Source organism: Nocardia aurea, from assembly GCF_003123685.1.
Lineage (GTDB): Bacteria > Actinomycetota > Actinomycetes > Mycobacteriales > Mycobacteriaceae > Nocardia > Nocardia aurea.
In genome coordinates this window covers 401,687-416,025 of record NZ_QCYJ01000020.1, presented here as the reverse complement: position 1 = coordinate 416,025, position 14,339 = coordinate 401,687, and the positions used below count along the sequence as shown (strand labels likewise).

11 protein-coding genes are annotated in these 14,339 nt (G+C 68.6%); 1 reads left to right on the top strand and 10 read right to left on the bottom strand.

Annotation, left to right across the window (positions count from 1 at the left end):
- Positions 1–613: 613 nt before the first annotated feature.
- Complete coding sequence (locus DAT37_RS07120; protein ID WP_109523867.1) at positions 614–1,918, bottom strand: cytochrome P450; 1,305 nt, start codon at positions 1,916–1,918, stop codon at positions 614–616.
- Between the two features lie 248 nt (positions 1,919–2,166).
- A complete protein-coding gene (locus DAT37_RS07115; protein ID WP_109523866.1) occupies positions 2,167–2,526 on the bottom strand; it encodes an Rv2640c family ArsR-like transcriptional regulator in 360 nt (119 codons plus the stop codon).
- A 99-nt stretch (positions 2,527–2,625) separates the two neighbouring features.
- On the opposite strand from DAT37_RS07115, the gene DAT37_RS07110 reads away from it, so the two are divergent.
- The gene (locus DAT37_RS07110; protein WP_109523865.1) at positions 2,626–3,147 is read left to right on the top strand and encodes an ArsI/CadI family heavy metal resistance metalloenzyme; all 522 of its coding nucleotides are present in this window, start codon (positions 2,626–2,628) and stop codon (positions 3,145–3,147) included.
- 280 nt (positions 3,148–3,427) lie between these two features.
- On the opposite strand, the gene DAT37_RS07105 is transcribed toward DAT37_RS07110, so the two are convergent.
- From DAT37_RS07105 to DAT37_RS07070, 8 genes are all read right to left on the bottom strand, one after another.
- On the bottom strand, positions 3,428–4,717 hold the full coding sequence (locus DAT37_RS07105; RefSeq protein WP_269814735.1) for an APC family permease: 1,290 nt from the start codon (positions 4,715–4,717) through the stop codon (positions 3,428–3,430).
- Positions 4,718–4,735: 18 nt separating this feature from the next.
- On the bottom strand, positions 4,736–6,388 hold the full coding sequence (locus tag DAT37_RS07100; protein ID WP_109523864.1) for a hypothetical protein: 1,653 nt from the start codon (positions 6,386–6,388) through the stop codon (positions 4,736–4,738).
- 387 nt (positions 6,389–6,775) lie between these two features.
- Positions 6,776–7,492, bottom strand: a complete 717-nt coding sequence (locus DAT37_RS07095; protein ID WP_109523863.1) for an ESX secretion-associated protein EspG — start codon at positions 7,490–7,492, stop codon at positions 6,776–6,778.
- On the bottom strand, positions 7,489–8,022 hold the full coding sequence (locus tag DAT37_RS07090; protein WP_232839559.1) for a hypothetical protein: 534 nt from the start codon (positions 8,020–8,022) through the stop codon (positions 7,489–7,491). Before DAT37_RS07090 ends, DAT37_RS07095 begins: the two co-directional genes overlap by 4 nt.
- A 38-nt stretch (positions 8,023–8,060) precedes the next feature.
- The gene (locus tag DAT37_RS07085) at positions 8,061–8,438 is read right to left on the bottom strand and encodes a hypothetical protein (RefSeq protein WP_109523861.1); all 378 of its coding nucleotides are present in this window, start codon (positions 8,436–8,438) and stop codon (positions 8,061–8,063) included.
- Between the two features lie 161 nt (positions 8,439–8,599).
- The gene (locus DAT37_RS07080) at positions 8,600–9,853 is read right to left on the bottom strand and encodes a serine hydrolase domain-containing protein (protein ID WP_109523860.1); all 1,254 of its coding nucleotides are present in this window, start codon (positions 9,851–9,853) and stop codon (positions 8,600–8,602) included.
- 241 nt (positions 9,854–10,094) lie between these two features.
- Entirely contained in the window at positions 10,095–12,707 is a 2,613-nt protein-coding gene (locus DAT37_RS07075; RefSeq protein WP_109523859.1) for a polynucleotide kinase-phosphatase, read from the bottom strand.
- Entirely contained in the window at positions 12,704–14,299 is a 1,596-nt protein-coding gene (locus DAT37_RS07070; protein ID WP_109523858.1) for a 3' terminal RNA ribose 2'-O-methyltransferase Hen1, read from the bottom strand. Before DAT37_RS07070 ends, DAT37_RS07075 begins: the two co-directional genes overlap by 4 nt.
- Between the last annotated feature and the right edge of the window lie 40 nt (positions 14,300–14,339).

Below are 14,339 nucleotides of genomic sequence, written 5' to 3'. Positions count from 1 at the left end.
CTTCGCCCGATATCGGGAACGACCGGCTTTCGTCGTCTCGGTGTCGCGCGCGGCTGTGCATCGACGAGTTTCGTTCAGCGGGATGGCCGTGGGGGTGGCGTGATCGTGGTGGGGGATGGTGGGACCTGCTTGATCAGCGGCAGTAGATGCACGCCGGTAGGGGTACGGACTCGCGGGGGTATTTCGTTGGAAGTCGGTTCGTTGAGGTTCAGGAGGACCGTGCCGACTACACAGAACCACACCGCCAGGAACAGCGTGGTCGCTGTGAGAATCACGTGGCCGATCGTTCTCCAGCGCACGTGATACGAACGGCGTTTCGGCGTTACGGTCTCGGCGGCCATGCCCCACCTCCATCACCAGAACGCTCACCGGTCATATCGCGGTGCGACGGTGTCCATTACCGATGCTTGCCGGATTGTGATCCGCGATTCCTTCGTGCCGGTGAGCTGGGTTCGCGACTCCCGCGACGGAGGACAACCCGACCAGGCGAGTGAGCGCAGGCGGATTCGGTGGGCAACGTACGCCGGGGATGGCCGACCGAGCGCCGGGCAGTGCCACGAAAGCGCGGTCGGCTCCGAGGAATCCGGGCGCCGGGCCCCGCCGCGGGTGTGGGTCAGCCGATGGGCTGGTGGCCCCGTACACGCGGACCGGTGTGCACGGGGAGGTGTTTGTAGCCGTGCAGGGTGAACAGGGGGCGACGGGTGGGCGGATCGGTCAGTCGCAGGTCGGGGAACGCCTCGAAGAGGGCGCGCAGGGCGTGTACGGCTTCCATGCGGGCCAGACCGGCGCCGAGGCAGACGTGGATACCGCTGCTGAACGACAGGTGATTCTTGGCGTTCTCCCTGGTGATGTCGAAGCGGTCCGGGTCGGTGAATACGGCGGGGTCGCGGTTGGCGCCCGCCAGCGACAGCATCACGATCGAGCCCTTGTGCAACCGGGTGCCGCCGATCTCCAGCGTGGTGCGGGTGGTGCGGCCGGTGGTCTGCACCGGGGGATCGATCCGCAGGATCTCCTCCACCGCGTTGGGCCACAGCTCCGGCTCGACGCGCAGCCGGTCCAGTTGATCGGGGTGACGGAGCAGCCAGATGACGCCCTTGCCGATCAGGTTGACGGTGGTCTCGAAGCCAGCGGCCATCAGCAGCGTCGCCGACGCGCACAGTTCGTAGGTGGACAGATCTCCCGCGGTGACCAGACTGCTCAGGATGTCGTCGCCGGGTTCGACGCGCAGGCGCTCGACATGTTCGAGGAGATAGCGGTGCAGCCGCTCCGAGGATTCCATCGCCCGCTGATGGGTCTGCCAGGAGATCCCGATGTCGAACAGCGGACTGATCTCGTCGCCCCAGCGCAGGAACATCTCGCGGTCGGAATCGGGGAAGCCGAGCATTTCGGAGATGATGGCGATGGGCACCTGGGCCGCGTACTGCGCCATCAGATCGGCCGGGCCGTCGTCGGGCAGCGCGGCGAGCAGTTCGTCGGTGACCGTCTCGATCCGATCGCTGAGTCGGGCGACGGCGCGCGGGGTGAAGGCGGCGGTGACCGGTTTTCGCATCCGGGTGTGTTCGGGCTGGTCGATCACCAGCATCGACGGTGCGTCCACCGGGTTCGGTGGTACCGGCCTGCGCGCGAGCAGGCGTCGCACGAGTCTCGGCATGCCGAGCACGGTCGGCACCCCGGCACCGAAGCGATTGTCGCGCAGGATATCCCGGACGATCTCGTGATCGAAGGCGGTCCACACCGGGAACGTCCGCGGTAATCCGCCCGTGCCGCGCATCTCCTCGATCAGCGCGTACGGATTCTCGATGCCCTCCGCGCTGCAGTTCAACCGCGCGAACACGTCGCCACGACGGAGCAGCGCCTTCTTGAACAGGCGGATCACCCCGTGATTGTTGACCCACCGGTACGCGTACTGCGGTTTCATCGAGCCCCTTCCATCGCCGAACCGTCGCAACCCCTTCGGAGGTTACGAATATCACAGGTCGCGCGGAACTCCAGGGGTGGGATCCAGGCAGCTATTCGTGGTAAAGAGACCGGCCCGTACGGTGTGTGGATCGCCCGTGCGGTCGCCACGTCTCGATCCCGCAGTGCGGGACCGGAATTGGTCGGTCGCGTCGGGGCGATATCGGGACGATTCGTCGTCTCACGCCCGCGTAGGCCCGGGTAGCCGTGTCAGCGGCAGCAGTTCGGGTCGAGGACCACGCAGAGTGCGGACAGCGCGTCGCGGCGGGCCCGGTGGAAGGTGTTCATGCCGCGTCGTTCCGATTCCACGAGTCCGGCCTCGCGCAACACCCTCAGGTGGTGGGAAGCGGTGGATTCCGATACCGCGACGGCCGCGGCGAGGTCGCCGCTGTTCTCCTCGCCGAGCGCGCTCGTCAGCAGCAGGGACATGAGTTTGACCCGGACGGGATCGGCGATCGCCTTGAGGCGCAGTGCGACCTCGAGGGCGGCGGCGTCATCGATCGGGCCCGCGGCGACGGGGGCGCAGCAGACGGGGGCGGACATGTCGATCACGGGCAACGCCTTGGGCATGACATCGATATTACCAACCTTATTGACATATGTCGAAGAAGTGGCCAGACTCGGAGCTGTCAGTTCTTCGATATATGTCTCACAAGTGGAGGTATCGTCATGTCTCGCATCCAGCTCGCCCTCAATGTCGACGATCTCGATCAGGCCGTGGCCTTCTATTCGACGCTGTTCGACGTCGCACCGGCCAAGCGCAAGCCCGGCTACGCGAACTTCGTTGTCGCGCAGCCACCGATGAAACTGGTCCTGCTCGAGAACACGGGTCGGGGCGGCACCCTGAACCATCTCGGCGTCGAGGTCGAGACCTCGGGGGAGGTCCACGGCGAGATCGCCAGGCTGTCGGAGGCGGGATTGTTCACCGAGGAGCAGATCGCGACCACCTGTTGTTTCGCCACCCAGGACAAAGTGTGGGTCACCGGCCCCGATGCCGAGCGGTGGGAGGTGTACACGGTGCTCGCCGATTCCGAATCCTTCGGCACCGCCCCGGAACTCGCCTCCGTCGACGACGCGCAGGCCGTCGCCGTGTGCTGCGGCACCGCCGAGGAGGCTGCTTCGGAGGGTGCGTGCTGCGGCGCCGACGCCAAGAGCGACGCCGTGGCCTCGGGCGCAACCTGCTGTCGCTGATCGAGCCAGGCGGGGGTTTGTTCGTCGGGCGTTCATTTGTCGTCGGATTCGATATTCATCAATATCGATGAGTGTCTCATCTCTTGCCGTCGACCGGTGTGACCTCACCCGCGTGTGAGGTCACACCCCTGATCGGGGAGCATGCGACCCCGGGTGGCCACCGCGGCGGCTCGGTCGTGACCGGTTCCGGGACCGCGCCTGTCGCCCGGTGATGCGGGCTGCGAATTGCCGGAGAACTCGCCGAACTCCTGCCCGTGGCGCCGAGCGACCAGCCGACCGGCTAGGGGGTCGCCGCACGCGAACGTGAGATTCGCTTGCGAGCGGAGTAGATCACCGCGCCGAGAGCGACGACCGTCGCGCCTGTCAGCACCGACGGCAGCGGCAGCGTGAAGGCGAGGGCCAGACAGCCCAGCAACCCGAACGCCGGTATCACCCGCGCCGGACGTCCCTCGACGGCGGTCAGTGTCCACGCGGACGCGTTGGCGACGGCGTAATAGAGCAGTACACCGAAGGACGAGAACCCGATCACGGCACGGACATCGGCGGTCGCGGCCACGACCGCCACCACCGCGCCGACCGCGACTTCGGCACGGTGCGGGACGGTGAACCTCGGGTGCACCGCCGCCAACGCGTGGGGCAGATGCCGGTCGCGAGCCATCGCCAGAACGGTGCGCGAGACGCCGAGGATCAACGCGAGCAGTGATCCCAGCGCGGCCACCACGGCGCCGAATCGCACGATCGGTCGCAGCCGGTCGGCATCGGCCGCCCGCACCACCTCCGTCAGCGGTGCGGTCGCCTGTGACAACCCCTCGGGGCCGAGTATCAGCAACGCCGCGATCACCACGGCCGCGTACACGAGCAGGGCGATGCCGAGTGCGAGCGGGATCGCGCGGCGAATCGTGCGCACCGGGTCGCGCACCTCTTCGCCGAGTGTGGCGATCCGCGCGTACCCGGCGAAGGCGAAGAACAGCAGACCCGCCGCCTGCATGACCCCGAAAACGGTCATGTCGGAGGCGAATTCCAGTCGCGCGGTGTCCGCGTTCGCGCTGGTGAACGCCGCGACGAGCACCGAGGCCAGCACGGCGAGCACGATCGCCACGATCACCCGGGTGATCATGGCCGACTTCTGCACGCCGCGATAATTGATCGCGGTCACGGCGACGACCGCCGCCACCGCGACGGCGTGCGCGTGTTCCGGCCACAGGTAGACGCCGACGGTCAGCGCCATCGCGGCGCACGACGCGGTCTTACCGACCACGAAACACCATCCGGCCAGGTATCCCCAGAATTCCCCGAGCCGCTCGCGTCCGTACACGTACGTTCCGCCCGAGGACGGGTACCTCGCGGCCAAGCGCGCCGAGGAGGTGGCATTGCAGTACGCCACGACGGCCGCCACCGCCAAGCCGAGCAGCAGCCCCGACCCGGCCGCTCGGGCGGCGGGGCCCAGCGCCGTGAATATCCCCGCCCCGATCATCGAGCCGAGCCCGACCATCACCGCGTCGATCAGCCCCAGGCTGCGACGCAGCTCATCCGGTGCGTCGTCGCCCCGCCCATGGTCCTTGCCGCTCACCGGCGTTGGTCGAACCGGTCAGCGCTGCCTGCTGGTGCGGGCGCGACGGCGTTCGGCCTGGAGTTCGGCGAGTTCCTGTTCGAGCAGTTCGGCGATGCGGAACTGGCCGGTGTCGTGGATCGGGTCCGGTGCCGGGACGACCTGGAGATCCGGTTTGGCGGGGACGGCGGGGGTTTCCTTGCCGTTCTTGGCCGACGCCGCGGTGGACCGGGAATCGCCCGAGCTGCCGTTGGCGCGGGATTTCGCCGGCGCCACCTTGCGCAGGCCGCTCCGCGCCGGGGTGGCGGGGGCAGGGGCGGGGGCCGGCGCGGGAGCGGCGGCCGCCTTGACGGCGGGCTTCTCGGCGGGTTTCTCCGCGGGCTTTTCGACAGGCTTCTCGGCGAGTTTCGCGGCAGGCGGCGGAACGGCCTTGACCGGCTTGGTCTCGGCGACCGTCGCGACAGCGGGCTTCGGGGCCGGTGGCGGCGTCGTCGACGGCCGTTTGGGTGGTTCCGGCACCTCGGGCTTGGTCGTGGCGAACGGACGCCCGTCGAGGATCTTGGGGACCGCGCCGTTGATCTCGCGCGCCGGTACCTTCTCGGAAGCGGCGGGGGCGCGGCGCTTCTCGGGCTGCGGCGCCGGTTTCTCGGCCGCCGGTGCCGCAGCGGGTTCGACCGGTTCGGCGGGCGCGGGCTCGACGGCGATCGCCTCGGTCGGCGCGTCGTCCTCTTCGGTGGCGAACTGCTCGGCGGACTGTTCCTGGTCCACCTCGTCGAATTCGTCCATCTCGGCCGTTTCGACCGCGGGCTCGGGATCGGCTTCGGGTTCGGCTTCGATCACGACGGGACGCGGAACGCCCAGCTCCATGGCCATCGGACGGTAGGTGGCCAGATCGGGCAGTCTGTTGCGGATGACCTCGGCCGGATCGGGCAGATCGCGGACCTGATCGGTGGCGCGCGCGATGGCGAGCCCGTAGCGCGCGCTGGCGGCGTCGTGGATCAGCAGTGCGACACCGATCATCACCGGCGCGACCGCGTGCACGCCCGCGTCGAACCAACGCTCACCCCGGATGTAGGGATAGGTGTTGAGGCCGACGGTCAGCGCGAGCAGCGCGACCTCGGCCGCGACGACCTGGCCGCGGTTGTCGACGACACCCCATTCGGACACCTTGTTGGTGCCGATCATGATGATGATCAAGCAGACGCTGATCATCGCCTCGATCAGGTAGCTGAACCAGTACAGCGGATCACTCGGGCCACCGGGTGCGATGTTGTGCTGCACGTTGACGGCCGACCAGAGCATGCCCGCGCCGACCACGCCCGCCAGCGCGCGCAGTGACCATGCCCGATGCCGGTACAGCGACGCGAGTTTGGCGTGCGGACTCGATTCCCGTCGTTGTGCGGCTATCGCCTTGCGGGCGACCAGTAGATCTCTGATGTCGGCCTTCTCGATTTCCTCGGTGGTCTGTCGGGCGCGGTCGGCGGCGCCTGCGGCGGCTTGCGCCTGTTTCCAGCGCTGTGCGCGATCCTGGCCGCGAATCTTCTCGGCGAGATCACGTTCGGCGTGCAGTTCGTCTTCGGAGAGCGCCTGGGTCAGCGCGGGGTCGAACTGGTATGCCAGTCGGCCTCTGGCTTTCTCGACCCGCCTCGCCAGCTGACCGACTTCGTCCTCGATGGGATGCTCTATCGTCACCTCGACTCCCGCCGGGGGAGATTCGAGGCTTGGCAAGTGATCACACGTGGGAACGGCACATGCCCATTAATAGTCGATACACCGGCGCCAGCGAAACTGTGGATTAGCCGTGATCTCGAGAGAACTCGGCGTGCCGCGAGCGACACGCCCCGAATGAATTCGATTCACGGTCATTTCGTGTTCACGCCGACCGGACCTCGACGGCTCGCCGGACACGCGTTCCTGCCAGCTCAGCGCCCCCGGACGTGGTAGTCCGCGCGGGTGGCGACAGCGTGCGGCCCTGGCCTTCACCGGGAATTGCGGTCCGAATTCGATTCCGAAACCCGGTCGTCCCCATTCGATCTTGAAACCGACCGGTAACGATGTATCGGGCCGATCGACACCGCGTCAGCGGATGACGGCCAGGCGTGCGAGTTGGGTGTGCAGCCCGGTGTCGGTGACCGGGGTGAGACTCAGATCGGCGGTCGTGGTCAGCAGATACCGGCCGTCGTCGGTGAAGTCGAGCCAGGTGCGGTGCCGGGTCGGCGGGGACATCGGCTCCTCCGGCGCGACCGTCACGGTGATGAAGCCGCGCGCATCGATCGGACGGTGCAGCGTCTTGCGGAACACGGCGGCGCGTTCGGCGTCGTCGGACTGTCCCCAGTTGTTGGGATCGTCGTAGAGCACGGCCGCACGCGGTTCGCGCATGGGGGCGAGCCGACCGGCGGGGGCGGCTCCCATCGCGGCGACCAGATGGTGCGGCACCCGACGGGCGTGACAGGCGATGACCGTGACATCGCACGGGCCGGCGACCAGGACCGTGCCCCAGTTCAGGTGGGTGGCGCCGAAGGCGAGTATCGGTTCCTCGGCCCGGCCCTCGGGGCCGTAACGATCGCCGGAGACGGTCAGTGTGGTGACATCGTTGCGCGCGCACAATGTGAGCGCGCCGGTCAGATCGGGATCGCTGTTGCGTCGGAAACGCTCGGCGAGTTTGAGCTTCTCCCAGTCGTTCTCACTGCGGACGGTGCCTCGATGCGCCATATCGATCGGGTAGGGCCGACGGTCGAGCCCCGTTTCTACCGACCAGACATAGGTGAACTCGTCCGGGGTGAAAACCCACCTCACCGCGCGATCTCTCCACGAACGGGCGTATCGAAAGCGGGAACGGCATCACCGGATGCCACCAGGGTCGAGTTGTACAGGAAGGTCAGCGTGTCCTGCGCGTCGGCCAGCGCGCTCGCCGCGGCGATATCGTGGGCCATCTTGCGCGGACCGCCGTCGATGGCCTCGCGGACCGGGTCCGGGTCGGGCGCGTAGGGCGCGGCGGGCGCGGGGATCGCGTCCCGGACCGTTTGGGCCGCAGAGGAATTCAGTTCCATCAGTCGGTGCACGGCGACGCACACCTCCTGCGCGGCCGCCCCGGCGCGGACGAAGGCCTCGGTGGATTCCCGCGCGGCCGTCGCCGCCTGCCCGCTCCAGTCCGCGAATTCCTGCCGCACCGCGGCGGCGAACGCCTCGAACAGGTACTCGAGGGTGTTCGCTCCGGTCTGCCAACTCTCGGCGGTCCGCCCGAGCGCCGCCGGATCCAGGGCCTCGCGCACCAATTGCCAGATCTCCGCGTGGGTGTACGCGTCGAACGCTTCGCGGTCAGGCACGTACGGCGGGTCCGTGCCCTCACGCCAGCCCGGCGGCGTCATAGCTCGTCCAGTTCATCGGCCGCGATCCGCAGCGCGGCCCGATTGGCCGCGTCGGCCTCGTCGAACAGATTCGCCGCAGCGAGATATCCCGCCTTCAAACGCAATGCCGCCTCCTGCAATCCGGCGAGAACCTCGCGATACCTCGCGCCCTTGTCCTCGAATCCCCGTGCCAGCGCTTTTCCCGAAGGCAGCTCCGAAAATCCCGAAACCTCGGTCAGTTCGACCCCGGCGGCCCTGGCCTGCCGCAATCCTTCGATCAACGCGTCGCATGCCGCTTCGAGTCGTCGCGCCGAACCTTCCGGCATTCCGAACTCACCCGCCGCCGCCGCGTCGTACACCCCGGCTCCCGCACCGCGCGCCTCGTCCGGTCGCACTGGGTTCGGCCCCCTCGATCTCGGTCGACACCAAAGTCCTTGAAGCACGGCAGTTTATCAGTGCCGGGATCGTCCCGGAGCGGGATGTGCCGCAGGTGTGTGCGCGGACCGAAGGACCGGCGGATCGATTGTGGCCGGACACGACCGTGTCCGGCCTGCGGTCAACCCGCGACCTGCTCCGCGATGTCGTGCACCACCGCCGCGTCACCCGCGCCGCGTGCCGCCTGTTCGGCCGCGGCCGCCAACATGGGCAGGCGGGCATCGCCGAGGGACATGGCCACGGTGCCGAGGCGATTGGTGACGAAGCCGACCGACAGCCCGGCGCCGGGGATGGCGATACCGCCCGACCCGCCGATCCCGAAATGCCCGAAGGCGCGCCGGGTGAGCCTCGGGCCGACGATCGCGCGGTGATACCCGCGCGCGAATTGCGGCGCCGCGCCGAGGACATAGTCGTAATGGCTGTTGGCGGGCATGTGGGCGAGGAGTCGCGTCGTCTCCGGCCGCAGCAGCCGACGGTGCCCGACGAGGCCGTCGTTGGCGATGGCGCCGTACATCTTGCCCAGCGCGCGGGCGGTGAAAGTGCCGTTCCAGCCGGGCATCATGGCGTCGTAGGGGCGCAGGCCCAGGCTCATGTCCGCCCAGCCGTTGTAGACCGCGCCCCGTGCCGAGCGCACCGGACCCAGTGCCGCGAACGGGGCGATCAGCACGTCGAACGGCACTCCGGCGATACCGAGGCGCGGGCCCAGACGGGCGATCCGATGACGCTGATCGTGGGGCACGCCGAACCAGAAGTCGTCGTCACCGAGCGGTTCGGTGAGTTCGGTCCGCACCACGTCGAGGAAATCTCGCCCGGTCGCCCGCTGGGCGATCTCGGCGATCAGAGTGCCGAAGGTCAATCCGTGATAGCCCGACGCGCGCAGCCGCATCGGGTCGGGAGCGGAGGCGGCCATGGCCTCGGCGACCCGGTCGTGGTCGAGCAGAGCGTCCGGGTCGCCGAGCAGTCCGCGGGTGCGCTGCAATCCGGCCCGGTGATTGAGCACCTCGTGCACGGTGATGTCGCCCTTGCCGTTCGCGGCGAATTCGGGCCAGTACGTGGCGACGGGCGCGTCGAGTTCCAGCACGCCGCGTTCGATCAGGCGATTGGCGATGGTCGCCGCGACGCCCTTGCCCGTCGAATACGACAGCGCCATGGTGTCGGAGCGCCACGGACGATCGGTGTCGGCCCAGCCTGACCAGATGTCGAGAACCGGTTCGCCGTGCAGGTAGACCGCGAGCGCGCCGCCGCCCTGGGACCTGCGGCGGAACATCGAGAAGAATTTGGTGGCGACCGTGGTGAACCGGTCATCGATCAGCATATGGGCCGGTCGGCGCAGATCGCCGCCGAACACAGGGCCGTCGGTGCTCGCAGCCGACATGGCAGACTCCTTTGTCTGTTCCAACGCGGGCAGAGCCATCGAGCTAACAGTTGCAAGCGGCTCTGCTAACGCCACTGTAACCTTCGCCACCGTGCGTCGGCAATCTGCTGTCCGGATGCCGGAATCCGGGAAATACGGCGACGACCACCGGTTATCCGCCAGCACTCCGCTCCGTCGAGGTGGCGCGTCCCGGCGAACGCCCGGTGCGGTCGTTCACCGGGACGACCTTTCTACTCCCGTCCTACAGACGTGGATCGACCGGTTCGGATTCCATCGCGAGCACCGCGAACACGGCTTCGTGCACCCGCCACAGGGGTTCGCCCGCGACGAACCGGTCCAGTGCTTCCAGACCGAGGGCGTACTCGCGCAGCGCCATCGACCGCTTGCGTCCGAGGCCGCGGTGGCGCAGGTGTTCCAGGTTGGGCTCGCGCGGATATTCCGGGCCGTAGATGATCCGCAGGTACTCCCGACCTCGGCATTTCACGCCGGGCTGGACCAGCCGTCCCGGGTGCGCGCCCTCCGCTTCCCGCCCCGGCGCGCCGTCGACCATGGAGTCGAACGGTTTCACCACCATTCCCTCGCCACCGGCATCGGTGAGGGTGGTCCACCAGTCGACGGCCGCCGCCTCGCTGTCCGGCGAGGACAGGTCGACGAAAACGCGGCCGGTTCCGGCGAACAGCTCCGGGTCGGCCTCGACCAGGCGATCGATCCGCGTGAGATGCCAGCGGTGATCGCGGCGCGCGTACACCTCACCGCCGCCCGCCGGACCACCGCCCGCCAGGATCTGGAACGGCGCGAGGCGCAATCCGGCCAGACCGTCCACCGGCCAGCAGTAGCGGCCGTAGGCGGTGGTGAACGCGCGCGCGTCGGCGGCGCGCTCGTCGGTCCGCGCCGCCAGACCCGCGACGTCCATGCCACGCGCGGTCGCGGCCGCGAGCACCCGCGCGGTCGCGTCGAGGGAACCGCGCGCGGCGGCACCGACCGCCGCGTACTGACCGCGCAGCAATCCCACGGCTTTGGCCGACCACGGCATGAGCTCGGCGTCCAACAGCAGCCATTCCGACTTCGTCTCCTCGAACAGACCCGCCTTCTCCGCCGCGTCGCGGACGCGACTCAGGATCGTCTCGGTGAACGCGGCGTCGTCGAAGAACGGTCGACCGGTCCGCGTGTAGAGCGCGCCGGTGCCGCCGTCCTCGATGCCGAATCGATCGCGAGCCGTACCGGCCGATCGCGTCACGACGACGACGGCGCGCGAGCCCATGTGCTTCTCCTCGCACACCACCTGCCGGACGTCCTGGGTGCGGAAATACGAGAACGCTTCCGCCGGATGTTCGAGGAATCCGTCCAGCGTCGACGTCGCACACGGGGCCATGGTCGGCGGCAGGTAGATCAGCCAGCGCGGATCGATGGCGAATCGGCTCATGATCTCGAGCGCCGCGCCCGCGTTCTCCTCCCGAACGCCGACCCGGCCGTGGTGGCGCGTTTCGACCACGCGCCTGCCGAGCACGTCCTCGAGGTCGAGCACGCCGGGATCACGGTGGACGACGCCGTCGGGTGTCGCGATCGTCGTGGCCGCCAGGGGCCGCACCGGTTCGTACCAGACCTGTTCGGCGGGCACCGACACCGATTCCCGTTCCGGGTACCGCAGCGCCGAGAGCGTTCCGCCGAACACGACACCGGTGTCGAGACACAGCGTGTTGTTCACCCACCGCAATTCGGTGACGGGGGTGTGGCCGTACAGGACCGTGGCGCGGCCGCGGTACTCCTCCGCCCACGGATAACGCACCGGAAGGCCGTATTCGTCGGTCTCACCGGTGGACTCCCCGTACATCGCGAAGGCGCGCACCCGGCCCGACGCGCGACCGTGGTACTCCTGCTTCAACCCGGCGTGCGCGACCACGAGTCTGCCGCCGTCGAGTACGTAGTGACTGATCAGGCCGCGGCAGAATTCGCGCGCGGCTTTGCGGAAATCGTCGTCCTCGGACTCCAGTTGCGCGAGGGATTCGGCCAGACCGTGCGCCACGCGGACCTTCTTGCCGTCCAGCGCCCGGACCAGCTTGTTCTCGTGATTACCCGTGACGCACAGCGCCGTTCCCGACGCCACCATGCCCATCGCCAACCGCAGCACGCCGGGGGTGTCGGGGCCGCGGTCGACCAGGTCGCCGACGAAGACCACGGTGCGTCCGTCCGGGTGCGCGGCGTCGACCGCCCTGCCCTCGGAGTCGCGCGCGACGTCGTACCCGAGTTCGCCGAGCAGGGTCTGCAATTCGGCCAGGCAGCCGTGCACATCACCGATGACGTCGAACGGCCCGGTGAGGTGCCGTTTGTCGTTCCATGATTTCTCGTCGACGATCGTCGCGGCGGCGATGGCGTCGATTCCGCGCAGCACGTGGACCTTCCGGAATCCCTCGCGATCCAGCCCACGCAGCCCGCGGCGCAGTTCGCGCTGCTGGCGTGCCACCACGTGCGGGCTCAGATGCGACCGCTCGGCGCGCCCGGCGTTGCGTTCCACGCACACCGCGTCCGGGACGTCCAGGACGATCGCCACCGGAAGCACATCGTGCGCCCGCGCCAGCGCGACGAGTTCCTGGCGTGCCTTCGGCTGCACATTGGTGGCGTCGACCACCGTGCGCAGTCCGCGCCGCAGCCGGACGGCGACGATGTGATGCAGGAGCGCGAAGGCCTCGGGAGTCGCGCTCTGATCGTTCTCGTCGTCGCTCACGATGCCGCGACAGGTGTCGGAGGAGACGATGGCCGTGGCACGGAAGTGCTTGTGCGCGAACGTCGATTTACCGGAACCGGTCGAGCCGACGAGGACGACCAGGGACAGTTCCGGGACGGACAGTTCGGTCATCGGTGACCTCCTCGGGCGTTGTCGGTGTCGGCGCGGCTCGCCGCGGTGAAAACCGCCATCTGCGTGGCGGATCCGAATTCCGGATCGGGAACCCCGATGGCGACGAAGCGCACGGTGTAGCCCGTGCGGGACGCGACGGACGTCGCCCACTCCTCGAATTCGGCACGTGTCCACTCGAATCGGTGATCGTGGTGGCGGAACTCGCCGGGGGCCAGACCGTCGAATCGGACGTTGATCTCCGCGTTCGGCGTCGTGACCAGGATCGTCGCCGGTGCCGCCGTCACGAAGACCGCGTGCTCGAGCGCGCCGAGCCGGGGCGGATCGAGGTGTTCGATCACCTCCATGAGCACCGCCGCGTCGTATCCGCGCAGCCTGGCATCGGTGTAGGTGAGTGATCCCTGGATCAGTGTCAGCCGCCGCGAGACGGCCTCGGGCAGCCGATCCAGCCGCAGTCGGCGAGCGGCGATATTCAACGCGCGTGTCGACACGTCCACGCCGACGATCTCGGTGAATGTCCTGTCCGCGAGCAGTTCCCGCAGCAGTGAGCCCTCACCGCAGCCGAGATCGAGCACCCGGTGGGCACCGGCGGCGCGCAACGTGTCGAGCACGGTGGTCCTGCGCATCACCGCGAGTGAGGGGGCGGGTACCTCCGTCGTCCGGTTGTCGCGACTGGTGCCGGTATCACCGGCGACCTCGGTCGGGTCGACACCGCTGCCCGCGTCGCCGGTCTCGGATCGCACCTGCCGGTCAGCCCGGTCGACAGTGCCGAGTTCGTCGACGTGGTCCACTCTTTCCGCGGTGTCGACCTCGTCCACCGCGTCCATACTTTCCGGCTCCACCTCGTCGATGTCGGCGAGCCGGGCCAGGGCGGTCCTGACCAGGGAATGGCGGCGGGCCAGGTAGCGCCGGGTGATCCAGGTGCGTTCGGGATGGTCGCCGAGCCAGCTCGCGCCCGCGCGGATCAATTTGTCGACCTCGTCGGCGGCCACCCAGTAGTGTTTCGCGCCGTCGAGCACCGGCAGCAGGACGTAGAGGTGCGACAGCGCGTCGGCGAGCCGCATCGTGCCCGTGAGTTCCAGTCGCAGGTAGTGCGAGTCGCCCCAGTCGGGAAAGGCCGGATCCAGGGGGAGCGGGGTCGCGTGGACGGTCCAGCCCAGCGGCGCGAACACCCGATGTGCGATATCCGCGCCACCCTTGCACGGCACGGAGGGCAACTCCAGCCGCAACGGCAGCGCGGTGCCTGCCAGTTCCTCGCGATGTGCGCAACGGCCGCGCAGCGCCGTGCGGAAGACCTGGCCCACCGCGACCGAAAGCAGTGACGACGCCGCGTACGGGCGGTCGTTCACATACTGGCCGAGACTGAAATCCGGTGTGTTGCGCTCACGCCCGCGCACCAACCGGATGGGATCGATCTCGAGGACGAGCGCCGCTGTGCACCGGGACTCGGTCGCCTCCGGATACAGCACGTGCGCGGTGCCGTAGGACTGCTCGAACGCCTGCACCCGGTCGGGGTTCTTGTGCAGCAGGAACCCCAGATCGGTCGCGGGCCACGTCGCGTCCTCCGGTCGGGTACAGGTGATCGTCAAGAGCATCCTGCGATGGTCGCCGTTGCGAGACCTCCGCGGCAAGCAG

What these genes read in the sequence shown, in the direction of transcription:
- DAT37_RS07110 (WP_109523865.1), top strand. Translation starts at nt 2,626, where the DNA reads ATGTCTCGCATCCAGCTCGCCCTCAATGTCGACGATCTCGATCAGGCC.
- DAT37_RS07075 (WP_109523859.1), bottom strand. Translation starts at nt 12,707, where the DNA reads ATGACCGAACTGTCCGTCCCGGAACTGTCCCTGGTCGTCCTCGTCGGC.
- DAT37_RS07120 (WP_109523867.1), bottom strand. Translation starts at nt 1,918, where the DNA reads ATGAAACCGCAGTACGCGTACCGGTGGGTCAACAATCACGGGGTGATC.
- DAT37_RS07070 (WP_109523858.1), bottom strand. Translation starts at nt 14,299, where the DNA reads ATGCTCTTGACGATCACCTGTACCCGACCGGAGGACGCGACGTGGCCC.
- DAT37_RS07080 (WP_109523860.1), bottom strand. Translation starts at nt 9,853, where the DNA reads ATGTCGGCTGCGAGCACCGACGGCCCTGTGTTCGGCGGCGATCTGCGC.
- DAT37_RS07115 (WP_109523866.1), bottom strand. Translation starts at nt 2,526, where the DNA reads ATGCCCAAGGCGTTGCCCGTGATCGACATGTCCGCCCCCGTCTGCTGC.